This is a genomic window from Comamonas koreensis, assembly GCF_021026195.1.
In the GTDB taxonomy this organism is placed as follows: domain Bacteria; phylum Pseudomonadota; class Gammaproteobacteria; order Burkholderiales; family Burkholderiaceae_C; genus Comamonas; species Comamonas koreensis.
On the sequence record NZ_JAJNCT010000020.1, the window covers coordinates 366,053 to 390,327 of the forward strand.

Consider the following 24,275-nt stretch of genomic DNA (forward strand, 5'->3'; position numbering starts at 1 on the left):
TCTTAGGTGCTGGCGCGCCGCACCAAGTGGTAGCCCAGATCCAGCCGGTGTTGTGCCGCCGGCTGGCCTTGCAGCAGCTGCAGCAGCATGGTGGCGGCCTCGGCGCCAATGGCGCCACGGGGTGTGTGGATGGTGGTCAGCGGCGGCACCATCTGCGCGCTGCCAGGCAGGTCGTTGAAACCGGCAATCGCGATTTGCGTGGGCACGGCCAGCCCCAGACGGTTGGCCGCCAGCAGCGCGCCCTGGGCCAGGTCATCGTTGCAGAAAAATACGGCATCCACGCCACCACCAAGTTGCAGTACCTGCTCCAGCAGCTGCGCACCCAGGGCCAGCGAGGAGCGCTCTGGGCTCAGAATCTCCAGACCCGGGTCGGCCAGACCCGTCTGCTGCAAGGCCTGGCGATAGCCCTGCAGGCGCTGCATCACGCGGGCGTCCAGCTGGGCGCCGCAAAAGGCGATACGGCGGTAACCCTGGGCCAGCAGGTGCTCGGTCATCGTCACCCCGGCATCCACCTGTGAGAAACCCACGCTGTGCATGCCAGCGGCAGCGCTGGCCGGGTGCAGCTCCATCAAATGCACACAGGCCGTGCCGCTGGCGGCCAGCAGCTGGGCACTGCCGGCGCTGCGCTCATAACCGGTCAGCATCAGGCCGGCAGGGCGCATCGGCAGGTAGGCGCGCAGCAGCTGCTCTTCTTCAGCGGCGCTGTAGTGCGATACCCCAATCAGCAGGTGGTAGCCGGCGGCAAACAGCACCTTGTGCGCCGCCTCGATCAAATCCACAAACAAGGTATTGCTGAGCAGGGGCACGATGACCAGCACCTGCTTGCTTTTCTGCGATGCCAGCGCGCGCGCGGCCGGGTCGGGCACATAACCCAAGCGCAAAGCCACCTCACGCACCTTGTCAGCCAGCGCCGCTGCCACCCGGCGTTCGCCGCGCAGCGCGCGCGACACCGTCATCGGGCTGACCCCTGCGGCATCCGCCACATCCTGCAAGGTCACCCGCCCGCTGGCACGCGAGCGGCGGCCAGGGGGCTCGGCAACTGGCTCGGGCAATGGGGTGGATGGGGGCAGGGGCAAGCAATTCTCCGGTCGGTTCAGCAAGCAATATCCGGTATGATAGCGCTATCCCAGCGTAATTGGGAAGGAAAGCAGTGCCTGCGGGCGTCGCAAGAACCGGGCTGATGGCTTGAATCGGCTTGTTCAATGGCGTCATCCAAAGGCAGTGTTTGTTTTTTACCTGTATTGGATAGCGCTAACCCAATGACCATCTCCTCTAGTGATTCTTCGCGTCGGCGTCCTGTAGCTCTGGTGGTGATGGGGGTGTCGGGATGCGGCAAATCTAGCGCCGGTGAGGCTATTGCCACGCAGCTGGGTTGGCGTCTGGTGGAAGGCGACAGCTACCATGCGCCCGAAAGTGTGGCCAAGATGCAGGCGGGCATTGCATTGACCGATGCCGACCGCGCTGGCTGGCTGCAGCGCCTGGCGCAGTTGCTGGCCGAGGCGGATGATGGCCAAGGTGTGGTGCTGACCTGCTCGGCGCTCAAACGCCAGTACCGCGCGTTGTTGCGTGCGTCCCAGGCGCGGCTGGGCTTTGTGTTTCTGGATCTCAGCTACGACACGGCCCTGGCGCGGGTGCAGCAGCGTGCGGGGCATTTTTTCTCGCCCGAACTGGTGGCCAACCAATTTGCCACCTTGGAAGACCCGCGTGACGAGGTGCAGGTGTTGACCGTGGATGCCGACACGCCGCTGGACCGCATTGCCCAGCAAGTGCAGCAGTGGCTGGATGCGCAGCAGCCTTAGGCGCTGACAAAGCCTAGTGCCAGCGCCGCATGCGGCTGCTGTGCTATAAAAATTACATAAATAAGGGGATGCTGCGGCTCAGGTTGTGCGTCCCTCTCATGCAAAGGATTCCCCATGATGCAGATCCACCCCGTTCTTCAGGCGGTCACCGACCGCATCCGCGCCAAGAGCGCTGCCACGCGCAGCGACTATCTGGCGCAGCTGGATGCCATGGCCCAGCGGCCGCCGCAGATGCGCTCCATGGGCTGCGCCAATGTGGCGCATGCGGTAGCCGGTGTGCCAGTCAATGACAAGCTGCGCATTGTCGAGGTCAAGGGCCCGAATGTGGGCATTGTCACGGCCTACAACGATGTGCTGTCAGCCCATGCGCCGCTGCAGCGCTACCCCGATATCCTGAAGGACGAGGCGCGCAAGCACGGCGCCACTGCCCAGGTGGCAGGTGGCGTGCCTGCCATGTGTGATGGCGTGACCCAGGGAATGCCGGGTATGGAACTGAGCCTGTTCAGCCGCGATGCGATTGCGATGGGCACGGCGGTGGCGCTGACCCATGACACCTTTGATGCGGCGCTGATGCTCGGTGTCTGCGACAAGATTGTTCCTGGTTTGCTGATCGGCGCGCTGCATTTTGGCCATCTGCCAATGGTGTTTGTGCCGGCGGGGCCGATGACCTCGGGCCTGTCCAACAACGACAAGGCCAAGGTGCGCGAGCTGGCCGCCCAGGGCCTGGTGGGCCGCGAAAAGCTGCTCGAAGCCGAAATGGCCGCCTACCATGATGCGGGCACCTGCACCTTCTACGGCACCGCCAACAGCAACCAGATGCTGCTGGAGGCCATGGGCCTGCATGTGCCCGGCAATGCCTTTATCAACCCCGAAGATGGTGCGCGTGAACTATTGACCCGAGAGGCCATGCGCACCGTGCTGAACATCACCGCCGGCAAGCGCTTTGCGCCGATTGGCCGCGTGGTTGACGAGCGCTGCATTGTCAACGCGATGGTGGCCTTGCTGGCCACGGGTGGCTCGACCAACCACCTGATCCACTGGGTGGCGGTGGCGCGCGCTGCGGGCATCGTCATCGACTGGAATGATTTTGAGCAGCTGTCGTCGGTCGTGCCCTTGCTGGCACGCGTCTACCCCAATGGGGCGGCCGATGTGAACCAGTTCCAGGCGGCAGGCGGCCCAGGCTATGTGATTGGCCAGCTGCTGGCTGCAGGCCTGATGCATGGCGATGTGCTGACGGTGCGCCCCGAGGGCCTGGCGGCCTACGCCACGGTGCCGCGCGTGGAAGCGGGTCAGCTGGTCTGGCAAGCGGCCACCGAATCGGGTGACGACAGCGTGCTGCGCCCCGTCAGTGCGCCTTTCAGTCCCACTGGTGGCCTCAAGCTGCTGACTGGCAACCTGGGCCGCAGCGTGATCAAGGTGAGCGCCGTGCCGCTCGATCGCCATGTGCTGCGCGCACCGGCCTGGGTGTTTGATTCGCAGGATGCGCTGCAGGCCGCCTTCAAATCGGGGGCGCTGGAAGAGGCCTGCCAGACCAATGGCCACAACGGCGTGGTCTGCGTGGTGCGCTGGCAGGGCCCGCAGGCCAATGGCATGCCCGAGCTGCACAAGCTCACGCCGCCCTTGGCCGTGCTGCAAGGCAAGGGCTACCAGGTGGCCTTGGTGACCGATGGCCGCATGAGCGGTGCCTCGGGCAAGGTGCCTGCTGCCATCCATGTGTCGCCTGAAGCACTGGCCGGCGGCCCCCTGGCGAAAATTGAGAGCGGTGATATGGTGCTGCTGGATGCTGAAACCGGTATCATGCAGGCCGAAGTGGATGCCGCCGTCTGGGAGGCACGCCCGCTTGCCACGATACCGGCCGAGCAGCTGCGCGCCAATGGCCGTGGTCTGGGCCGAGAACTGTTTGCCGGATTCCGGCGCAATGCGCTGAGCGCAGAAGAAGGAGCCTGCACATGGCTGAGCAACTGACCGCCTTATCGATCATGCAAGACGCACCGGTGATCCCGGTGATCGTGCTGCGCGATGTCAACCACGCCGTGTCCATGGCCAAGGCCCTGGTCGCTGGCGGTATCCGCGTGCTGGAAGTGACCTTGCGCACGCCCCAGGGCTTGGGCGCGATCGAGGCGATTGCCAAGTCCGTGCCTGAGGCGATAGTCGGCGCAGGTACTGTGCGCAATGCCGCCGATGCACGTGCGGCTGCGGCAGCAGGGGCCCGCTTTGCGGTCAGCCCGGGCTACACCTCCAGCGTTGGCGAAGCCTGCCGCGAAGCGCGTTTACCGCTGCTGCCCGGCGTGTCCACCAGCAGCGAGATCATGCAGGCACAGCAAGATGGCTTCAACGAGCTGAAGTTCTTCCCCGCGCTGCAAGCCGGTGGCATCAACATGCTCAAGGCCTGGCAGGGTCCCTTCGCCGAAGTGCGTTTTTGCCCCACCGGCGGCATCACGCCTGCCAATGCGCCCGAGTTTCTGGCACTGAAGAATGTGGTCTGCGTAGGTGGCTCCTGGTTGGTGCCGACCGACACCTTGGAGCGCGGCGACTGGGAACACATCACCTTGCTGGCGCGCGAGGCCGCAGCCCTGCCACGCAAGGCCTGATAAGTTGTATACAGGCGCTTCGACCCGCCTGGTATCAGGAATAGGGTTCATCCCCGCAGCATGGCCAGCAGGCCTGCTGCATTTTTTCAGAGGGCTGCGGCCACTGACAAGACCCAGGCAATCACAGTGTTCCATCCTTCTGTAACTGCCCCGCGCCTAGACAAATTAGTCTGGCGCAGTGGCAGGACGGGGATCGCACGTTTGCGTTGCCATGGCTGAAAACGGGCCGTTGCAGCTGAGCTTGGCCTCCCCGATAAAGCGCCTCTACTCCTTGGCCTGGGCCTGCTCTCCATGCGTCTGGTTGGCAGCGTCTTCTGTCCAGGCCTTGTAGCGGCCGGAATGGGGCTGGAACTGCTGTCCCGGGAACAGCGTCCGCTCGATATCGCGCAGCACCGTCATCCCCACACCATTGAGCTTGAGCAACCGCTCGGGATACGCTTCAACCACCTGATCCACGGTAGTGATGGCATGTCGCCCCAAGCTGTTAAGGGTTCTGCGGGAGAGCCTTTTGTTCAGAAGCAGTTCAGTAGCCATGGGTTCATCAATCTATAAACAAAGCGGCAATGTCCGTCGCTGACGTGAAGGCTGAGGCTAGCCCCCATTCCGCGGGAATTGCCATGCCAAAGCTGCGCCTAGCGAGGGCAGGGGCGGATACAAATCATGCTGAATCGCATTTTGTTATTCATCAATTCTATCAGCTTATAGCTAATATGTAACTCAGTGATGAGCTATTTCCGCGGATGGGGCTTGATTTATTCTGAATTAATGTAATCAAATGTAGTTGGCTGGTTATACTGGTGCGCTTCCACTAAGGTGTGGGCTGCTTTTTCCGCTCGGCTATTCTCCTCCTAAAAAAAGAATCTCCAGAGCAACTATCTTTTGACTTGGCTAGGGGTAATGGCAGCACCCGTTGTGGGTCCTCCGTTCAAAACCAGAGCCCAGCCCGGGCTTGCGGTGGCAAGCATGGAGCATGCAAGTGGAGTTATTACGAAGGTCTATCGGCCTATGTAATTCATAAAAACGGTTAAAGTAAGAATTAACTGTCCGTATCACTGCCAATACCTTCCCGCCGCGCCGTCAAAGCCTTCTCATTGCCTGGTTATGCCCGTCCGTAAAGCCTCTTCGCTGACGATCACCCTGATTTTGCCCTTTGTGATGCTGATTGCATTGTTGACTGGGGTGCTGGGCGTGCTGTGGTACTGGACCGGCAGCAAGACGGTTTCGATGCTGTCGAAACAGCTGATGGTGGAGATGGCCGAGCGCATCAGCCAGGCGGTGGACCGGCACATCTTCAGCTCCGGCTCAATCATTGAAGCGAGCTTTCCGGCCGGGCTGCAGGCCCCGGATCGGATCGAGGACGACATGGTGGCGCTACGCACCCGCCTGTGGGCGGCCACCTCGCTGACACAGCACCAGGGCGACTATGTCTTCTACGGTAACCGCCATGGGCAGGGGATTGGTTTGCTGCGTAGCAAGGAAACCCAGGCCGAACTGCGTATCAAGCTGCATGCGCAGGATGTGCGCAGCATCTACCTGCTGACAGGCATCCAGGCAGAGCCGATCTTTCTGTCCAAAGAGTCAAATCTGTTCGACCCACGCAGCCGCCCCTGGTACCGCCTAGCGCAGGGCGTGGCCGGCCATATCTGGACGCCGGTCTACATCGATTTCAATGCCAAGGACCTGGTGATGACGCGGGCACGCCAGGTTTTTGGCCGGGACGGGCAGCCCAGTGGTGTGGTGGCTACCGATGTCTCGCTCAAGGAGCTGCGGCTGTTTGTCGATGGTCTGCATTTGTCCGAAGGGGCTCAGGCATTCATCCTGGAGCCTAATGGCGACCTGATCGCTGGTACCGGTATGGACAATATCCGTGAGAACGGCGAGCAGCCTCCCAGCCGGGTCAATGCCGCCCGTGCCGGCAACCCCATGCTGAAAGTGGTGTACCGGCAGCTGCTCAATGAGTTTTCGCAGTCCAACGAGGTCGCGCGGACAGCGCTTATCTTTGATGCCGAGGACCATGCGATTGAAGTGGCCTACCGCCGCGTGACAGATGAAGCGGGTCTGAACTGGTTGGCCGTGGTTGCTGTGCCGCACCAGCAGATGCTGGCTGGCATCCGTGCCCATGTGGTGCTGGTGGTGGCCCTGGGCTTGCTTGCCTTGGGCATCGCACTGGCGTTGGGTTTGCGCATCTTTGGAGGCTTGGCCAAGGACATGCGCTCGCTCACCTATGCGGTGCGCCGGGTGGGGCAGGGAGAGATCGATGTGCCCATCGGCGTGGAGCGCAATGACGAGATTGGCGAGTTGGCCAACAATGTGCACCATATGCGGCACCGCCTGTTCACCGATGCCCTCACTGGCGCTGCCAACCGGAGCGCGCTGAACCATATCCTGGAAACCCTGACCCGGCCGGGCAGTGGCAAGCCTGCGGTGTTTGCGATTCTCTTTATCGACCTCAACCAGTTCAAGCCGCTCAATGACCGCTGGGGCCATGAGAATGGTGACTTGGCCTTGATCGAGGTGGTGCAGCGGCTCAAGGAGGTGCTGCGTAGCAACGACGTGCTGATCCGCCTGGGTGGGGATGAGTTTGTTGCAGTGTTGCAGGGTATCCACAGCGATGACCAACTCAAGGTGGTGAAAGCCAAGGTTCTGGAGGTGCTCGCCCCTGCGTTGCAGACGCTCAAAGGGTTGCCTGAGGGGGAGCTGGTGCACCTTGGTGCCGCTATCGGCCAGGCCATCTTCCCGAAGGACGGTGCGGATCCGCAAAGCCTGCTCAAGCATGCTGACCTGGACATGTACAGGAACAAGCAGCACAACGGTGATGGCCGCTGATCGGCCTGATTGCGTCTGGGATGCAAAAAGCCAGGCAAGTGCCTGGCCCGTGGGTTGTAGCGGGCCTTACTGACAAACGCCCGGGCTGGCCTTAGCGCAGACCACCACCTGCGCCACCTTCATCGCGCTGGATGAGTTCAATCTTATAGCCATCAGGATCGGTCACAAACGCGATCACTGTAGTGCCGCCTTTCACAGGGCCGGCTTCACGGGTGACATTGCCGCCATTGGCCTTGATCTTTTCGCAAGCGGCGTAAGCATCTGGCACGCCGAGGGCAATGTGGCCATAGGCCGTGCCCAGGTCATAGCTCTCTGTGCCCCAGTTGTAGGTCAGCTCAATCTCGGCCTGGCCGGGGTTGCCGTCTTCGTAGCCCACAAAGGCCAGCGAGTATTTGTATTCGGGGTTTTCCGAGGTGCGCAGCAGGCGCATGCCCAGCACCTGGGTGTAGAAATCGATGGAGCGCTGGAGATTGCCAACGCGCAGCATGGTGTGCAAAAGACGCATGGGGTTTTCTTTCTTGTAAAGGCAGCGGCAGCGCTTGGCCGCCGCAAGGACGAGGATCGACCTAGCTAGGTCTGGCCAGAACCATCTGAGTGTAGCGCTGCAATGCAGCGAGCTGCAGCCCATAAAGCACAACCCCTGCACGGGGCAGGGGTTGGAAGCAAAAGTGAGGTGGCGAGAATTACTCGACCTTGGCCTTTTCACGCAGCTCTTGCTGGTACTTCTGGATTTGTTGCTGGCGCAGTTGCTGCTCGATCTGGGGCTTGACTTCCTCGAACTTGGGCAGCTGTGCTTCACGTACATCGTCCACGCGGATGATGTGGTAGCCGAACTGGGTCTTGACGGGGGTGTCCGTCATCTGGCCCTTCTTCAGCTTGGTCATGGCTTCGGAGAACTCAGGCACGTAGTTGGCTGCATTGCCCCAGTCCAGATCGCCACCGCGCTGGCCCGATCCAGGATCCTTGGATTCCTTCTTGGCCAGGTCTTCGAACTTGGCACCCTTCTTGATTTGGGCGATCAGCGCCTTGGCCTTGTCTTCGCTGTCCACCAGGATGTGGAAGGCATGGTATTCCTTGCCTTGGTTGGTGGCGACAAACTTGTCGTACTCGGCCTTGGCGGCAGCGTCAGAAATGGGGTGCGCCTTTTCGTAAGCGGCGAACAACTCCTGGGTCAGGATGCCTTGGCGAGCCAGCTCGACCTGTCCCTTGAAGGACTCGGTCGCATCCAGGCCTTGGGCCTTGGCAGCCTGGGCATAGATTTCGCGCTCGATGATGGCTTCCTTGATCTGGCCTTCTTGCTCGGCGCTCACAGGGCGGCCGCTGCGCTCCATTTGTTCCTTGAAGGTCTGCAGCAAGGACGAAGGCACTGGCTTGCCATTGACGATGCCAATGTTTTGGGCCACTGCGGGCAGCGCGGCTGAACCAAGCAGGGCAGCTGCAACCAGACCGGACAAGAGCTGTTTTTTCATGCGAAATCCAAATTGTTTATCTGTGAAGGAAATATACACCAGTGATTTCATTGTTTTGGTGTATTCAGGACTTCAATGGCAAGGGCATGTAAACCCGCGTCAATGAATGCTTGGAGCGCATCATACACAAGCCGATGCTGGGCGATGCGTGATGTGCCAGTAAATAAGGGTGAAGCGATGCGCAGCCGAAAATGGGTGCCAAAACCACTGCCATTGGCACCGGCATGGCCGGCGTGCAGGCCGCTTTCATCGATCACTTCCAACTGGGTGGGGGAGAGCTTGTCGCGCAGCACCGCTTCAATGGCGGTGGCGGTAATGTCCTGGGCTTGCATAGAAAAAAGGGGAGTAGCGCGGGCTGGCGGAGAGACCTGCTGAGATGCAGCAGGCTCAGGCCGCAGATCAGGGTTGGTCTTCCGGGTTTTGCTGGATGTGGCGGCTCAGGTACATGGCCTGGCCCAGCACAAAGACCAGCATCAGGCCCAGACCGCCAAACATCTTGAAGGTGACCCAGGTGTCCAGGTCAAACTGGTAGGCCACCCAGATGTTGACGATGCCCATGATGGTAAAAAAGATGGCCCAGCTGTAATTGACCGTGTTCCAGACCCGCTGCGGCAGCTGCACTTGCGCCGACATCAGCTTTTGCATCAGGTTCTTGTTGAAAAACCACTGGCCGCCCAGCAGCACGGCCGCCATCACCCAGTACAGCACAGTGGGCTTCCACTTGATGAAAGATTCGTCGTGGAACAGCAGTGTTGCACCGCCAAACACCACGATCACGCCCAGGCTGATCCATTGCATGGGCTCCACCTTGCCAACCTTGAAGCGCAGGTAGGCGATTTGCGCAATGGTCGCCACGATGGCCACCCCGGTGGCCACAAACACGCCCCAGACCTTGAACGCTGCGAAAAACAGCAGGATGGGGAAAAAATCAATCAAAAATTTCATAACAGGCGATGCGGGCTGTGCACGGCGCCGCTCAATGCGGAGCACGGTGCGGACAGGAGAGCAGGGCTTTGGGTGCTTGTGTTTGGTTGAATAAGGCGTCTGCAGGCTAGCCGTCAATGATACGCGAGCTGTTTTGCCTCTAACTTAAGCTGGGCTGAAGCCAAAGCTACGGTTGGCAGCGTTGTCAGAGCAAGGGACGCTGCCAAAGTTCCACACAGCGTGAGCTGGAGCCGCCGGCTCCAGTCCCGGCACGGGCTTAATCCTGCTTTTCAAAGTCCAGCGCCGCCGAGTTCATGCAGTAGCGCAGGCCGGTGGGCTGGGGGCCGTCCGGGAACACATGGCCCAGGTGGGCACCGCACTGGGCGCAGACGGTCTCCACCCGCACCATGCCATGGCTGCGGTCCACGTTTTCCTGGATCGCACCAGGGATGGCTTCGGAGAAGCTGGGCCAGCCGCAGCCAGCGTCAAACTTGGTGTCGCTGTCAAACAGCTTGGCACCGCAGCAAATGCAGTGGTAGCTGCCATCGGCCCAGTGGGCCTCGTACTTGCCGGTAAAAGGGCGTTCTGTGGCGGCATGCCGGGTGACCTGGAAGGCCACCGATTCGGCTTGTTTGGATGCGAGTTCGGCCTGCCATTGGGCATCCGATTTTTGGACGGGAAAGCTCATGATGAACAGCTGATTTCTATGTGTTGCGCCCAGTCGGGCGGGAGGGCGGCCAGGTCTTCGCAGCCGGGATGCTCTGCATATGGTGTCGCCAGCACAGTTTGCAAGCGCTGGAACGGTGTCCAATTGCCTTGCTGCGCAGCAGTGATGGCCTCCTGGCCCAGGTGGTTGCGCAGCACATAGCGCGGGTTGGCGGCAAACATGCGCGCAGCGGTGGCGGCTGCATCGCCGGGTTGCAGCAGTGCCTGGTACTGCTCGCACCAGGTCTCAAAGGCCGCATCACCATTGAACCAATGTGCGAGCGCCGGTAGGCGGTCATCGGCCACCGCTTGCGACAGCGCACGCCAGAACAGGCTGTAATCCGTGCGGTGCTGCTGCATCAAGGCCAGCAAGGGGTTGACCACGCTGGCCACGGCTTCGGGCGCGGTGCTGCGGGCGGGATCGAGGCCCAGCTTGGCGCCCAGCGCCCGCTGCATCGCCGGCTCCAGTGCGGTTTTGTAGCGCTCCAAAGCGGCCAGGGTGGTGGCCTCGTCGTCGATCAAGGGCAGCAGCGCCTGGCCCAGGCAGAACAGGTTCCAGTAGGCCACCTGCGGCTGGCGGGCAAAGGCATAGCGGCCACCAGTATCGCTGTGGTTGCAGATATGGTTGGCGTCGTAGTGGTCCAGAAACTGGAACGGGCCGTAGTCGATCGTCAGGCCCAGGATGCTCATGTTGTCGGTGTTCATCACGCCATGGCAAAAGCCATGGGCCTGCCACAGCGCAATCATGCGTGCGGTGCGCTCGGCCACCTCAGCCAAAAACGCGGCATAGCGCTCGCTGCTGCCACTGGCGTGTTGGGCGACCTCCGGCAGGTAGCGCTCCACGACATAGTCCGCCAGCTTGCGCAGGCTGTCCTGGTCATCGCGGGCCGCAAAATGCTCAAAATGGCCAAAGCGTACGAAGCTGGGCGCCACGCGGGCCACTACGGCAGCGGTCTCCACCGTTTCGCGGTAAATCGGCTGTGGGGAGGTGACCAGCGACAGCGCACGTGTGGTCGGCACGCCCAGCCCGTGCATCGCTTCACTGCAGAGGTATTCACGGATGGAGGAGCGCAGCACCGCGCGCCCGTCGCCCATGCGGGAATAGGGCGTCTTGCCTGCGCCTTTGAGCTGCAGCTCCAGGCCTTGGGGGGCGGTCGCCGAGCGGATCTCGCCCAGCAGAATTGCCCGTCCGTCACCCAGTTGCCCGGCCCAGTGGCCAAACTGGTGGCCGCTGTAAACGCTGGCCAGCGCATCCATGCCCGGCAGCAGCGCATTGCCGCCCAGCACCTGGGTGGCCTCGCTGCTGGCAAGCCATTCGGGGCGCAGACCCATGTCCTGGGCCAGTGCCTCATTGCGGGCATGCATGGCCAGCTCCGGCATCGGCGTCGGTTGCAGGCGGGTGTAGAAGACTGGCGGCAGACTGGCAAAGCCGTTGTGCCATTGGGCACCAGGCTGCAGTGCCGGCACTGCAGCGCTGGGGGTGGATGCGGTGGCAGCAGCAGCCGGGCGTGTAGACATGCTTGAATCCATGCAGCCATTGTCTGCCTTGCGGCTTTTCCCGCATGGGCCTGTGTATATAGCCAGTCTGGGCTGCGCGTGCCGCACCAGTGCGGGTGCGCAACACTATTTGACCCTGCCCCGGGCGCAAAACCGCAGCCGCAGGCGCTTTTGTCTCTGGTGGGCCAGGAGGGCACGGTATTATGTCGGCCTGAGTTCTACCGCTTTGTTCATCAGAAAAGATCCCTGGGCCAATTGGCACCTGCCCGGCAAGCCGGGTTGGCCCCGTTTTGCGCGGGCCGACCGGTTTGTGACAGCGCAAGGCAGGTGATCGCCGCCCATCCAAGAGAAAACGAGCACTGTGCGCCTCAATTCCATCAAGCTTGCTGGCTTCAAATCGTTTGCGGAGCCCACCAATTTCATGCTGCCAGGGCAACTGGTGGGCGTGGTCGGCCCCAATGGCTGCGGCAAGTCCAACATCATGGATGCGGTGCGCTGGGTGCTGGGCGAGTCCAAGGCGAGTGAGCTGCGAGGCGAGTCCATGCAGGATGTGATCTTCAACGGCACCACGCACCGCAAGCCGGCCAGCCGCTCCAGCGTGGAGCTGGTGTTTGACAACAGCGACCACCGCGCCGGCGGCCAATGGAGCCAGTACACCGAGATCGCCGTCAAGCGGGTGCTCACGCGCGACGGCAGCAGCAGCTATTTCATCAACAACATGCCGGTGCGCCGGCGCGATGTGCAGGACGTGTTCCTGGGCACCGGCCTGGGCCCGCGTGCCTACGCCATCATCGGCCAGGGCACCATCAGCCGCATCATCGAGTCGCGCCCTGAGGAGCTGCGCCTGTTCCTGGAAGAGGCCGCAGGCGTCTCCAAGTACAAGGAGCGCCGCCGCGAGACCGAAAACCGCCTCAACGACACGCGCGAAAACCTGACCCGCGTCGAAGACATTCTGCGTGAGCTCAATGCCAACCTCGACAAGCTGGAAAAGCAGGCCGAGGTAGCCGCCAAGTACAACGCGCTCAACGCCAGCGCCACCCTGAAGCAGCACCAGCTGTGGTTCCTGAAGCGCAGCGATGCCGAGCAAGAGCAGGAGAAGGTACGCATCGAAGGCCTCAAGGCGGTCAATGACCTGGAATCGCGCATGGCCGATCTGCGCCATGTCGAGGCCGACCTGGAAACCATCCGCCAGTCGCACTATGCTGCCGGCGACACCGTGAACCAGGCGCAGGGCAAGCTCTATGAAGCCACCGCCGAAGTCGGCCGGCTCGAAGCCGAAATCCGCTATGTCGTCGAAGGCCGCCAGCGCGTGGAGAACCGCCTGGTGCAGCTGGCCGAACAGATTGCGCAATGGACCATTCGCAAGGACGAATCCGAGGCCGAGCTGGAAAACCTGGCCGGCCAGGGCATGGATGCCGAGGAGCGCGCCGAGATGCTGGCCGCCCAGCTCGAAGAGCAAAACCTGCAGCTGCCCGATATGGAAGAAGCGCTGCGCCTGGCCCAGCAGCGCGCCAACGAGCAGCGCAGCTCCGTCACCCAGGTGCAGCAGCAGATCCAGGTGCTGGCAGCAGAGCAGCGCAGCCTGAACGAACAAAGCCGTGGGCTGGAGGTGCGCAGCGAGCGTTTGCGCAGCGACCGCAACGCGATGGCTGCGCCGGACGAGACCCGCCTGCTCAACCTGCAGCAGCAAAACGAGAAAGCGGCCGAGGCCGCCGAGATTGCCGAAGGGCGGCTGCTGGAACTGCAGGACAGCGTCCCCCAGCTCGATGAAGCGCGGCGCAGCAAGCAGCAGCAAGTGAACCAGGAAGGCGCCAAGCAGGCCGATCTGTCGGCGCGCCTGGAAGCCCTCAAGGCGTTGCAAGAAAAGGTCAAGACCGATGGCAAGCTGCAGCCCTGGCTGGCCAAGCACGGGCTCGACGGCCTGCAGGGCCTGTGGAGCCGCATCCAGGTCGAACCCGGTTGGGAAAACGCGCTCGAAGCCGCACTGCGCGAGCGTCTGGCCGCCTTGGAAGTCAGCCGCCTGGACATGGTGCGCGGCTTTTTGGGCGCCGGTGCCCAGGATGCACCACCGGCCCGCCTGGCTTTTTACAGCGTCCCCCAAGCACCGGCCGTGGCTCCTGCGGGCAAACTCGCGCAGCTGTCCGACTTGCTGCGCGTGCATGATGCCGGCTTACGCGCCGTGCTGGTGGACTGGCTCTGCGGCTGCTACACCTGCCCGAGCCTGGACGAGGCGCTGGCCCAGCGCAGCCGGCTGCAGGCCGGCGACACCATTTTTGTGCCGACCGGCCATTCCGTCAGCCTGCACAGCGTGAGCTTTTATGCGCAGGACTCCGAGCAGTCCGGCATGCTCGCCCGGGCCCAGGAAATTGAACATCTGGAAAAAGAACTGCGCGCCCAATCGCTGATCGGCGAAGAGGCGCGCAATGCGCTGGTGCGTGCCGAGAGCGCCTATGCCGATGCCTCTCAGCGCCTGGTGGCCGTGCGCGCCGAGGCCGCACAAACCCGCAACCGCGCCCATGAGCTGCAGGTGGAGACCTTGCGCCTGACCCAGCTGGCCGAGCAGGCCCGTGCCCGTGCGGCCCAGATCGACACCGACCTGGGCGAGGTGGTGCAGCAGCTCGAAGAGATCCAGGAGCGCCGGATTGCGGCCGAGGCCCGGTTTGAAGAGCTGGACATGCAGCTGGCCGACAGCCAGGAGCGCCACGCTCAGCTCGACGAAACCGTCTACGAGTCCGAGCGCAAGCTGGCCAGCGCCCGTGAGCAGTTGCGCGCGCTGGAGCGCCAGTCACAGGAAGCGGTGTTTGGCCAGCGCAGCATGGAGGCGCGCCGCGCCGAGCTCAACCGCACGATGGAAACGGCGATGCAGCAGGCCAAGGCTCTGGGCGAAGAGCAATTGCGTGCGCAAGAGGAGCAAAAGCGACTCAACGACGCGGCAGCCCAGGGTGGCCTGCAAGATGCGCTGAACCTGAAGATGGAGCGCGAGAAGGACCTGGCCGCACGCCGCAGCGAGTACGACGACCTGACGGCCCGGCTGCGCAGCAGCGATGAGCGCCGTCAGCAGTTTGAGCGCGAGCTGCAGCCGCTGCGCGACCGCATCACCGAGTTCAAGCTCAAGGAGCAGGCCGCGCAACTGGGCCTGGAGCAGTACACGACCTTGCTGCAGGAAGCTCAGGCGGATCTGGAGGTCATTGCCGCGTCGGTCAAGGATGGCCAGGTGCGCCTGACTGGTCTGCAAGGCGAAATCGACCGCCTGCACCGCGAGATTGAAGCGCTGGGCGCCGTCAATCTGGCGGCCCTGGATGAGTTGAACCATGCCCGTGAGCGCAAGACCTTTCTCGACTCGCAGATGGAAGACCTGACCCAGGCCATGACGACCCTGGAAGACGCCATCAAGAAGATCGATGCCGAAACCCGGCAGCTGCTCTCGGGCACCTTCGACACCGTCAACAGCCATTTTGGCCGCATGTTCCCCGAGCTGTTTGGCGGCGGCCAGGCCAAGCTGATCATCACTGGTGACGAGATTCTGGACTCGGGCGTGCAGGTGATGGCCCAGCCGCCTGGCAAGAAGAACCAGACCATCCATTTGCTGTCGGGCGGTGAGAAAGCACTGACCGCGATTGCGCTGGTGTTTGCGATCTTCCAGCTGAACCCGGCGCCTTTCTGTCTGCTCGATGAGGTGGACGCGCCGCTCGACGATGCCAACACCGAGCGCTATGCCAAGCTGGTGGCCTCGATGAGCCGCAGCACGCAGTTCCTCTTCATCAGCCACAACAAGATCGCGATGGAGATCGCCCAGCAGCTGATTGGTGTGACAATGCAGGAGCAGGGCGTCTCGCGCATTGTGGCCGTGGATATGGAATCTGCCTTGTCGATGGCGGATTCGGCGTGATAGATTTTTAGAACGAAAACGTATGAGTAATTTTCAACTGGCGTTGGTGATCACCTTTGGGGTCATTCTGGTTTTGTACATCGCCTACAACACCTGGTCGGCACGCCGCAATGAGCCCAAGAAACCCCGGCCCGAGGAGCCCGGCCAGAGCGGCGATTCCGAGCTGCGCTACGAGCCCGGCTTTGATGGCCGCGCAGCGTCGTCGGCCACCGGCGACCCGGTGCTGGATGCGCAGCTGGGCGGCCAAGGCCCCCGCCTGAGCGGCCACAGCGCTGAGGCTTTTGGCGCAGGCGCCGTGGCGCGCAGCGGCAACCCCGGCACCTACCTGGGCGACCGCCAGCAAATCCTCGACCCACTCACCGATGCGATCGCCACCATCCACACCGATGGCATCGTCTCCGGCAATGCCGCCATTGCGGCCATGCCCAGCAGCTTTCGCGCTGGCAACAAGGCCTTCAACATCGAAGGCCTGAACGAAACCAGCCAGACCTGGGAGCTGCCACGCGCAGGTGCCCGCTACACCGGCTTCCAGGCCGGCGTGCAACTGGCCAACCGCCATGGCCCGATGAACGAGATCGAGTTTTCCGAGTTCGTCACCAAGGTCCAGCAGTTTGCCGACACCATTGGTGCCGCGCAGGACACGCCCGACATGCTGCAGGAAGTGGCTCGGGCCCGCGAGCTCGACGCTTTTGCCAGCGAGCATGATGCGCAGCTGGCCTTCATGCTGCGCGCCAAGCGCGCCTCCTGGAGCCCCGGCTATGTGGCCCAGGTGGCGGCCAAGCATGGCTTTGTGCCGGCAGGCCCTGGCCGCATGGTGATGCCCTCGGGCATCGAGCAGATGCCTCCCATTCTGGCGCTGACCTATGATGCGCAGGCGGCACTGGCCGACGACCCGGAAGCCAGCGCCTTGCGCGATGTGTTGCTGAGCCTGGATGTGCCACATGTGGCCCGCAGCGAAAAGCCTTTCGACAAGATGCGCACGGCTGCCGAAGCGCTTTGCGCCGAGATGGACGGTGTCATCTGCGACCAGAACGGCACGCCCTTGCCGATCATGGTGGTGGACCCCATCGCCCAGGATCTGGAAAACCTCTACGACCAGCTCGAGCAGCGCGATCTGGCAGCGGGCTCGCTGGCTGCACGGCGCCTGTTCAGCTAAACCGCCAGCGTTTCGCAAAAGGCTGCCTGTGCAGCCTTTTTTGCGTTCTGGCTGCCGCTGATTAGGCAGTGCAGCTGCGGCTTTGGCCGTATAGTCGCAGGCATCAGACCACGCAGAGCCCCGTGCTTTGCCAGATTTTCGGAGTCAAGCCGCATGGCTGAGAATATTGATCTTTTCGCGTCGCCCGCTGGTGACGCCCCGCAGGATGCCGCCGCCGAGGTACAGGCCTTGCGTGCGCAACTGGTGCAGTGGGCGCATGAATACTATGTGCAGGATGCGCCCACGGTGCCCGATGGCGAGTACGACCGCGTCTACCAGCGGCTTGAAGCGCTGGAAAAAGCCCACCCCGAGCTGCTCAGCCCGGACTCGCCCACCCAGCGCGTGATTGGCGCGATTCTGGAGGGCTTGACCCCCGTGCGCCATGCCGTGCCGATGCTGAGCATCCGCACCGAAACCGACAACGAAGCCAGTGGCGCGCAGGCCTTTGATGCGCGCATTCGCAAGGAGCTTGGCCTGGATCCCGGTGACCCGCCGGTCGAGTATGTGGCCGAGCCCAAGTTTGATGGCCTGGCGATGAACCTGCGCTACGAGGCGGGACGCCTGGTGCAGGCCACCACGCGCGGTGATGGTGAAGTGGGCGAGGACGTCACCCACAATATCCGCACCATCCGCCAGATACCGCTGCAGTTGCGCCAGGATGCCGCCGTGCCACCGGTGCTGGAAGTGCGCGGCGAAGTCTATATGCGCCGCGATGATTTTGATGCCCTCAACCGCAAGCAGGAGGCCGCTGGCGGCAAGACCTTTGTCAACCCGCGCAATGCGGCAGCCGGGGCCGTGCGCCAACTCGATTCGAACATCACCGCCCAGCGCCCGCTGTCCTTTTTTGCCTATGGGCTGGGCGAGGTCACCCCGGTGGCTCAAGGCGGCATGCAGTGGGACAGCCACTACGCGATGCTGATGCAGCTGCGCGCCTGGGGCTTTCCGGTCGCGCCGCAGGTCTGTGTGGCCAAGGGTGCCGATGAGCTGGTGGCTTTTCACCAGCGCATGGGCGCCGAGCGTGCCAACCTGGGCTACGAGATCGATGGCGTGGTCTACAAGGTCAACAGCCGCGCGCTGCAGCAGGAGCTGGGCTTTGTCAGCCGTGAGCCGCGCTGGGCCGTGGCCCACAAGTACCCGGCGCAGGAAATGGTGACCCGCCTTGAAGGCATTGAGGTGCAAGTGGGCCGCACTGGCAAGCTCACGCCAGTGGCCCGTTTGGCACCGGTGTTTGTCGGTGGTGTCACCGTCACCAATGCCACCCTGTCCAATGTGTTCGACATTCGCAAAAAGGGTGTGCGTGTTGGTGACGATGTCATCGTGCGCCGGGCTGGCGATGTGATCCCCGAGGTTGCCGGCAGGGTGCCTGGCGTGCGGCCCAAGTATGTGCCCAACTTCTCGATGCCCAGCCAATGCCCGGTCTGCGGCAGCGATGTGGTGCGCGAAAAAGGCGAAGCCAACCACCGCTGCACCGGTGGGCTTTTCTGCGTGGCCCAGCGCAAGGAAGCCATCCTGCACTATGCGCACCGCCGCGCGATGGACATTGAAGGCCTGGGAGACAAGCTGGTGGACCAGTTGGTCGACAGCGGTGTGATTCGCAGCCTGCCGGACCTCTACAAGCTGGGTATTGCGACCTTGTCCGGCCTGGAGCGCATGGCGGAGAAGTCCGCACAGAATGTGCTGGCAGCGCTCGAGTCTTCCAAGAAAACCACGCTGGCCCGCTTTGTGTTTGGCTTGGGCATTCGCCATGTGGGCGAATCCACGGCCAAGGACCTGGCCAAGCACTTTGGTGTGCTGGACGCGATCATGGATGCCTCGGTCGAAGACTTGCTGCAGGTGAATGACGTGGGCCCGGTGGTGGCCAACAGCCTGCACACCTTTTTTGCGCAGCCACACAACCGCGAAGTGGTCGAGCAGCTGCGCGCTGCGGGCGTGCACTGGGACGAAGCGGCGCCTGCAGAAAAACCCGCGCAGATTCTGGCCGGCATGACGGTGGTGCTAACCGGCACCTTGCCCACCATGGGCCGTGATGAAGCCAAGGACTTGCTCGAAGCTGCGGGCGCCAAGGTCTCTGGCTCTGTCAGCAAGAAGACCCATTACCTGGTGGCCGGCGCTGATGCGGGCAGCAAGTTGGCCAAGGCCCAGGAGCTTGGCGTGGCGGTGCTTGATGAGGCTGCGATGCTGCGGCTCCTGCAAAACGGTACGCCTTGATCTGGCATGCATGGTTCAATGGGCTGCGCTGCATAGCAGTTGCTGCAGCCTTCGGGATAGGGGCTTTCTCTGACATCGGCAGGCCGCAGATGTCAATACGATGAAAAACGCCAGTGGCTGCCATCCGGCGGCCCTGCTTTTTTTTATGCAGAGGAGATGCCGTGAGCTATACCCTGAGACAAGTTCAGACCTTGCTGACCAAGCCGGAACTGGAGCTGTTCCAAGCCAGCCGTGCCAATGCAATCAAGGAGCTGACCGAGCGTCAGCTCAGCAGCAAAATCACCCGCACCCGTACCTTGCGCGCCAAGTACCGCGACCTCTATCAGCGCCAGACGGTGAAAACCCAGAAAGGGCCAGCGGCTGCGCGTCGGCCCGCTGGCAATGACAACAACCGCACCGAAGTGAAGGCCGACGTCATGCAAGAGGTGCTGGGCCGTTTCGAAGAGCGCCTTGCCAAGGTACAGGCCGATGCCACGAAAGCGGCTGCCAAGACCGCCGCCGTGAAAAGTAGCAAGCCCGCGCCCGCAAAGAGCGCGGCCAAAAAGCCCGCTGCTGCGGCCAAGACAACCGCAGCAGCTGCTCCACGCAAGAAAGCGGCCAAGTCCATCACCAAGGCATCCCCTGCCAAGGCGGTCAAAGCTGCTGCAGTGAAGAAAGCCAGCGGCGCTCGCAAGGCTGCCTCCAAGGCCGCTGTGAAGAAAACCGCCTCGTCGTCTGCGGCTCCGGCCAAAGCGTCAAAGACCGCAGCGAACACCCCGAAAGTGGCCGGCAACGCAACGGCTGCAGCACAAGGGGCTGTGCCCACCACACAACCAGCAGCAGCCAGCCGGGGCAATCCCATCAAGGCCAAGCCCGTGAACAAGAAGATCCAGGCCAGCAGCCAGTCCAGAACACGAGCGGCGCAGGCCAAGCGCGACAGCCGCTGACCCGAGCGCAAAGAAAAGCCGTACCCACCTCGCGTCGGGTACGGCTTTTTGTCGACGATCTCAGCGGTGATTCAGCTGCTGGATGGACATCCTCCGCCTTGGGCTCAAGGTTTCGGCTTCTTGGCGGCTGGGCTTGGGGCCGCCGCTGGCTGCTGTGCCTTGGCGTAGGCCTTGCTCATCATCTCGCGCAGCAGGCCGGAGCTCGACTGCTGCATCACACGATTGATATCGGCCTGCTTGCTTTGCATCAGCTGCGCATGCGGCGATTGGGGGCCTTGGTCCAGCAACGACTGTAGTTGCACCTCATTGAAGCTCTGCGCATAGGCGGCAGCCAGCTGGGTATCCCAGCGCTTTTGGTAGTCGGCCGCGACCGAGCGCGTGGCGGCAATCATTGCCTGGCCGGCTTGCTGCTGGCCCATCTTGTCGATCAAGGCCTGGTACTCGGGCGACTTGGCGGCAATCTGCAGGCCCACTTGCGGCAGGCTGTGGCCGAGCTTGTATTTCTCGACCAGGGCCAGCGCCAGGTCTTGCAGCTTGGCGGCGTGGGCGAGGCCAGGTAGCCATGCACTGGCAGCAGCTACGGCGGGCAATGCCATGCCGCCGAGCAGACGGCGGCGGACTGAGGAGGTGCGGGTAAAGGTAGAAGTCATGGCTTGCAGTCTATTCAGGAAGCAGTCGAGGCCGTGGAGGCTTCGGCAGGCTGGGGCGGCACTAGAGGGCCAGCTGGCGTCTCCAGATCAATTACATGGATGCCGAATGCACCGCGCTTGCGGTCTTCAAAATAGCGCTGCAAGGTGACTTTGACAGTGCGGAAGGCGATCTGGTCCCAGGGAATCTCGGCTTCGCTGAAGAGCCGGGCTTCGATGGTCTCCCAGCCGGGGTTGAATTCTGTGCTTTGCAGCTGCGCCAGGTAGAACAGGTGCACCTGGCCGACATATGGCACATTGACGAGCGAGAACAGCGGGCCCATTGTGATGTCTGCGCCGGCTTCCTCATCCGTCTCGCGCTCGGCGCCCTGGCCAGTAGTTTCGTCCAGCTCCATAAAGCCGGCTGGCAAGGTCCAGTAGCCTTTGCGCGGTTCGATATTGCGCAGACAGAGCAGCACCTTGTCGTCCATATAGGGGACGGTACCCACCACGTTCAGAGGGTTCTCATAGTGCACGGTATGGCAGGCCGGGCAGATCGCGCGGATCTTGGTGTCGCCGTCATCGGGCAGGCGGTGCTCAACCTGGGTGCCGCAGCGGCGGCAAAAATCAACGGGGGCGCGTGAGGTCATGCGGTCTATTGTGCGTCAAGCCTGCGTTGCTCGCGGCAAGGGGCGAAAAAAAGCGCCACCGCAGCGGGTGGCGCGTTGTCCTGGTATTACACCAGTTCGATCTTCAGCGAGGGCAGGCCGGTCACGCCGCCTTCCAGCACATCGCCCTTGACGACGGCAGCCACGCCTTCTGGCGTGCCGGTGAAGATCAGGTCGCCGGCTTGCAGCTCCCAGGCTTGCGAGATCACTTCAATGGTCTCGGCAATGTTCCAGATCAGCTTTTGCACATTGCTGTGCTGGCGTTCAACGCCGTTGACCTTGAGCCAGATCTCGGCATGGTTGACATCGCCCGCCTGGGCGGCGGGCACCAGGGCTGCGATGGGCGCGCTGCCTTCAAAGGCCTTGCCGATTTCCCAAGGACGGCCTTGCTTCTTCATCTCGTTTTGCAGGTCGCGGCGGGTCATGTCCAGTCCGACGCCATAGCCCCAGATATGCGCAGCCGCATCGGCTGCAGCAATGTTCTTGCCGCCCTTGCCGATGGCTACCACCAGCTCGATCTCGTGGTGCAGGTTGCTGGTGAGCGTTGGGTAGGCGATCTGGCCGGTGCTGCCGGTGGCGACAGGCACCACCGCATCGGCGGGCTTCATGAAGAAGAAGGGCGCCTCACGGCCGGTAAAGCCCATTTCCTTGGCATGATCTTCATAGTTGCGGCCCACGCAGTAGACGCGGCGCACGGGGAACAGCTGGTCGCTGCCTTGGACAGGCACGCTCGTTGGCGCGGCTGGGGGAATGACGTATTGGCTCATGCTGGACTTTGGTTGGAGGCGGAGAAATACCGCCCGGTTGAAGCGGTGCCAAAAATTATGCGGCAAAACACATTGCTCTGCAGGCTCTCCGCACGGGCTGTTGCTGGTCTTGGCATGCGAGACGGCGACAGCTGTCATGCCGGCGACTGGCTCATTCGCGGCCGCAGCGCCCTGCGTTATGCTCGGTCGCCATGAAGCTGCACAATTATTTCCGCTCCTCTGCCTCCTACCGGGTGCGCATTGCGATGCAGGCCAAGGGCCTGGCCTATGACTACCTGCCGGTGCACCTGGTCAAGGCTGAGCACCGCGAGCCCGCCTTTGCCAGCCATGTGGGCGATGCCCTGGTGCCGGCCCTGGAGACCGATGACGGCTTGTGGCTGAACCAGTCGCTGGCCGTGATCGAGTGGCTGGACGAGGCCTACCCGCAGACGCCGTCCATGCTGCCAGGCGATGCGCTGGCGCGTGCCCGCATCCGGGCGCTGGCCTTGCAGGTGGCTTGTGAGATCCATCCGATCAACAACCTGCGCGTGCTGGCCTACCTGACCGGCGAGCTGGGCCACAGCGATGCCGAAAAAACCCAGTGGTACCAGCACTGGTGCCGCACCGGGCTGGAGGCCTTTGAGCGCCAACTGGTGTTGCTGGCCGCCGAGCGCCAGGCGCAGGGCCTGGCCCCATCGCGTTTTTGCTGGGGCGACAGCCTGACCCTGGCCGACTGCGCGCTGGTGCCGCAGATCTTCAATGCCCAGCGCTTCAAGGTCGATCTTGACGGCCTGCCGCTGACGATGGCCGCCTATGAAGCAGCCTTTGCGACCGATGCCGTGCAAAAGGCCCAGCCCACCGCCTGCCCGGATGCCCAGCCATGAGTGCCGCCACACCACCGCGCTTTCCCGCTGAATGGCTGCTGCCCCAGTGGCCCGCACCACCGGGCGTGTTTGCGTTTTGTACCACCCGTGGCGGCGGTGCCAGCGAAGGCCTGTTTGGCACCACCAATCTGAGTTTTAACGTGGGCGATGTACCCGCCCATGTGCAAAGCAACCGGGAGCTATTGGCCCAGGCCATGCAGGCCCTGGAGTCCCAAGCCAGCCCATGCGCAGACCAGGCGAGCCCACGCCAGCCGGTGTTTGTGCGCCAGGTGCATGGCACCCATGTGCAGGTGCTGGGCGAGGGCGGCGGCGCTGAGCAACCGGCCGATGCCAGTGTCAGCGATGTGCCCGGCCTGGGCTGCACCGTGATGGCCGCCGATTGCCTACCCGTATTGTTCTGCCACCAACAGCTGCCCGTGGTGGGTGCCGCCCATGCCGGGTGGCGCGGCTTATTGGGGCAGGGCGGCGTAGGGGTGCTGGAGAACTGCTTTGCGGCATACGCTGATCGTGTGCGGTTGCAAGCGGGTCAGGCGGGCCTGAGCGATGCGGATATTGCTGCTCAGACCATGGCTTGGCTGGGCCCTTGCATCAGCCAGCCTGCGTTTGAGGTGGGTGCCGAGGTGCAGGCCGCCTTTGTCGAGCCGGACCCGGATTGCGCGCCGCTGTTTGCAGCCGGCAAGCCAGGCAAGTTTTTTGCAAACCTGAGCGGACTGGCCCGTCATCGGCTGCAGCGCTTGGGGCTTGCCCAGTTGTTTGGCAACGATGGCAGCCAGGACTGGTGCACGGTAGCCAATCCGGAGCGTTTCTTCTCGCACCGCCGCGATGGATCGCCCACCGGAGGCACCGGGCGTTTTGCCGCTTGCATTTGGGTAGCCTAGATCGCTAACATTTGCGAATATTGATTCATAAAGTACTCATTTCTATAAATATGAGTACTTTATGCATCTTAAATGAAGATGTTTATGCTATTCAATCTACTCATTTATTCAATAAAGAGTAGAATATGCAGCATGACTACCCCTTTGATGGCCACCTTGGTGGCAGCCCGCAAAGCCCAGCAACTGACCCAGGCCCAACTGGCCGAGCAGGCAGGCCTTTCGCGCATGGCGGTGCAGCGCACCGAAACGGGCGATGTGGACCCGCGCTACTCGACCGTGGCTGAGATGGCCCGGGTGCTGGGCATGCAGCTGGTGGCAGTACCGGCTGATTTGCTGCCTGCGCTGCAGGCCTTTATCCAGTCAGGCGGCAAGTTCTTGGGCCAGCCTACCGGTGCGGAAGCACCTCCTTCGGTAGTAGACAGCCTGGCGGGCCGCAAGCCCTGA

General features: G+C 62.7%; 22 protein-coding genes. 11 read left to right on the forward strand and 11 right to left on the reverse strand.

Annotation, left to right across the window (positions count from 1 at the left end):
• Nucleotides 1-2: 2 nt before the first annotated feature.
• The gene (gntR, locus tag LPW39_RS15890) at nt 3-1,070 is read right to left on the reverse strand and encodes an HTH-type transcriptional regulator GntR (RefSeq protein WP_230777324.1); all 1,068 of its coding nucleotides are present in this window, start codon (nt 1,068-1,070) and stop codon (nt 3-5) included.
• Between the two features lie 189 nt (nt 1,071-1,259).
• Here gntR and LPW39_RS15895 point away from each other — a divergent pair, with 189 nt between their 5' ends.
• The 3 genes from LPW39_RS15895 to eda all read left to right on the forward strand — a co-directional run bounded on the left by LPW39_RS15895 (nt 1,260) and on the right by eda (nt 4,390).
• Nucleotides 1,260-1,799: a gluconokinase gene (locus LPW39_RS15895; protein ID WP_230777204.1), complete on the forward strand. Its 540-nt coding sequence runs from the start codon at nt 1,260-1,262 to the stop codon at nt 1,797-1,799.
• Nucleotides 1,800-1,916: 117 nt separating this feature from the next.
• Nucleotides 1,917-3,764 carry a phosphogluconate dehydratase gene (gene edd / locus LPW39_RS15900; protein ID WP_230777333.1) on the forward strand — a complete coding sequence of 616 codons (1,848 nt, stop codon included), beginning with the start codon at nt 1,917-1,919 and terminating at the stop codon, nt 3,762-3,764.
• Entirely contained in the window at nt 3,749-4,390 is a 642-nt protein-coding gene (eda, locus tag LPW39_RS15905) for a bifunctional 4-hydroxy-2-oxoglutarate aldolase/2-dehydro-3-deoxy-phosphogluconate aldolase (protein ID WP_230777206.1), read from the forward strand. The genes edd and eda overlap by 16 nt, the downstream gene beginning before the upstream one ends.
• Before the next feature lie 264 nt (nt 4,391-4,654).
• On the opposite strand, the gene LPW39_RS15910 is transcribed toward eda, so the two are convergent.
• Nucleotides 4,655-4,924: a DNA-directed RNA polymerase subunit alpha C-terminal domain-containing protein gene (locus LPW39_RS15910; protein WP_230777208.1), complete on the reverse strand. Its 270-nt coding sequence runs from the start codon at nt 4,922-4,924 to the stop codon at nt 4,655-4,657.
• 567 nt (nt 4,925-5,491) lie between these two features.
• Here LPW39_RS15910 and LPW39_RS15915 point away from each other — a divergent pair.
• Entirely contained in the window at nt 5,492-7,216 is a 1,725-nt protein-coding gene (locus LPW39_RS15915; RefSeq protein WP_230777221.1) for a diguanylate cyclase domain-containing protein, read from the forward strand.
• A 91-nt stretch (nt 7,217-7,307) separates the two neighbouring features.
• On the opposite strand, the gene gloA is transcribed toward LPW39_RS15915, so the two are convergent.
• The 6 genes from gloA to LPW39_RS15945 form a co-directional block, all read right to left on the reverse strand.
• Nucleotides 7,308-7,721, reverse strand: coding sequence for a lactoylglutathione lyase (gene gloA, locus LPW39_RS15920; RefSeq protein ID WP_133856124.1), 414 nt, complete (start codon nt 7,719-7,721; stop codon nt 7,308-7,310).
• Nucleotides 7,722-7,899: 178 nt separating this feature from the next.
• Nucleotides 7,900-8,685: a peptidylprolyl isomerase gene (locus LPW39_RS15925; protein ID WP_116925724.1), complete on the reverse strand. Its 786-nt coding sequence runs from the start codon at nt 8,683-8,685 to the stop codon at nt 7,900-7,902.
• 47 nt (nt 8,686-8,732) lie between these two features.
• A complete protein-coding gene (locus tag LPW39_RS15930; RefSeq protein WP_230777223.1) occupies nt 8,733-9,017 on the reverse strand; it encodes a BolA family protein in 285 nt (94 codons plus the stop codon).
• A gap of 67 nt (nt 9,018-9,084) precedes the next feature.
• Nucleotides 9,085-9,630, reverse strand: a complete 546-nt coding sequence (locus LPW39_RS15935; RefSeq protein ID WP_230777225.1) for a septation protein A — start codon at nt 9,628-9,630, stop codon at nt 9,085-9,087.
• A 256-nt stretch (nt 9,631-9,886) separates the two neighbouring features.
• Nucleotides 9,887-10,297, reverse strand: a complete 411-nt coding sequence (msrB, locus tag LPW39_RS15940) for a peptide-methionine (R)-S-oxide reductase MsrB (protein ID WP_133856128.1) — start codon at nt 10,295-10,297, stop codon at nt 9,887-9,889.
• A complete protein-coding gene (locus LPW39_RS15945) occupies nt 10,294-11,832 on the reverse strand; it encodes a protein adenylyltransferase SelO (protein ID WP_230777227.1) in 1,539 nt (512 codons plus the stop codon). The genes msrB and LPW39_RS15945 overlap by 4 nt, the downstream gene beginning before the upstream one ends.
• 340 nt (nt 11,833-12,172) lie before the next feature.
• Here LPW39_RS15945 and smc point away from each other — a divergent pair, with 340 nt between their 5' ends.
• From smc to LPW39_RS15965, 4 genes are all read left to right on the forward strand, one after another.
• Nucleotides 12,173-15,700, forward strand: coding sequence for a chromosome segregation protein SMC (gene smc / locus LPW39_RS15950; protein ID WP_230777237.1), 3,528 nt, complete (start codon nt 12,173-12,175; stop codon nt 15,698-15,700).
• Between the two features lie 22 nt (nt 15,701-15,722).
• Nucleotides 15,723-16,856 carry a cell division protein ZipA C-terminal FtsZ-binding domain-containing protein gene (locus tag LPW39_RS15955; protein ID WP_230777239.1) on the forward strand — a complete coding sequence of 378 codons (1,134 nt, stop codon included), beginning with the start codon at nt 15,723-15,725 and terminating at the stop codon, nt 16,854-16,856.
• A gap of 153 nt (nt 16,857-17,009) precedes the next feature.
• Entirely contained in the window at nt 17,010-19,103 is a 2,094-nt protein-coding gene (gene ligA, locus LPW39_RS15960; RefSeq protein WP_230777242.1) for an NAD-dependent DNA ligase LigA, read from the forward strand.
• A gap of 161 nt (nt 19,104-19,264) precedes the next feature.
• A complete protein-coding gene (locus LPW39_RS15965) occupies nt 19,265-20,029 on the forward strand; it encodes a hypothetical protein (protein WP_230777244.1) in 765 nt (254 codons plus the stop codon).
• Between the two features lie 104 nt (nt 20,030-20,133).
• Here the strand turns inward: LPW39_RS15965 and LPW39_RS15970 are convergent, their stop codons facing one another.
• From LPW39_RS15970 to LPW39_RS15980, 3 genes are all read right to left on the reverse strand, one after another.
• Complete coding sequence (locus LPW39_RS15970; RefSeq protein WP_230777246.1) at nt 20,134-20,679, reverse strand: hypothetical protein; 546 nt, start codon at nt 20,677-20,679, stop codon at nt 20,134-20,136.
• A gap of 14 nt (nt 20,680-20,693) precedes the next feature.
• Nucleotides 20,694-21,305, reverse strand: coding sequence for an NUDIX hydrolase (locus LPW39_RS15975; protein ID WP_230777248.1), 612 nt, complete (start codon nt 21,303-21,305; stop codon nt 20,694-20,696).
• Between the two features lie 86 nt (nt 21,306-21,391).
• Nucleotides 21,392-22,090: a fumarylacetoacetate hydrolase family protein gene (locus LPW39_RS15980; protein WP_230777250.1), complete on the reverse strand. Its 699-nt coding sequence runs from the start codon at nt 22,088-22,090 to the stop codon at nt 21,392-21,394.
• Between the two features lie 191 nt (nt 22,091-22,281).
• Between LPW39_RS15980 and maiA the strand changes: the two genes are divergently transcribed.
• The 3 genes from maiA to LPW39_RS15995 all read left to right on the forward strand — a co-directional run bounded on the left by maiA (nt 22,282) and on the right by LPW39_RS15995 (nt 24,275).
• Nucleotides 22,282-22,953: a maleylacetoacetate isomerase gene (gene maiA, locus LPW39_RS15985; RefSeq protein ID WP_230777252.1), complete on the forward strand. Its 672-nt coding sequence runs from the start codon at nt 22,282-22,284 to the stop codon at nt 22,951-22,953.
• Nucleotides 22,950-23,831 (forward strand): polyphenol oxidase family protein, encoded by an 882-nt coding sequence (locus tag LPW39_RS15990; RefSeq protein ID WP_230777255.1) that lies wholly within the window; start codon nt 22,950-22,952, stop codon nt 23,829-23,831. Before maiA ends, LPW39_RS15990 begins: the two co-directional genes overlap by 4 nt.
• Before the next feature lie 132 nt (nt 23,832-23,963).
• Complete coding sequence (locus tag LPW39_RS15995) at nt 23,964-24,275, forward strand: helix-turn-helix transcriptional regulator (protein ID WP_230777257.1); 312 nt, start codon at nt 23,964-23,966, stop codon at nt 24,273-24,275.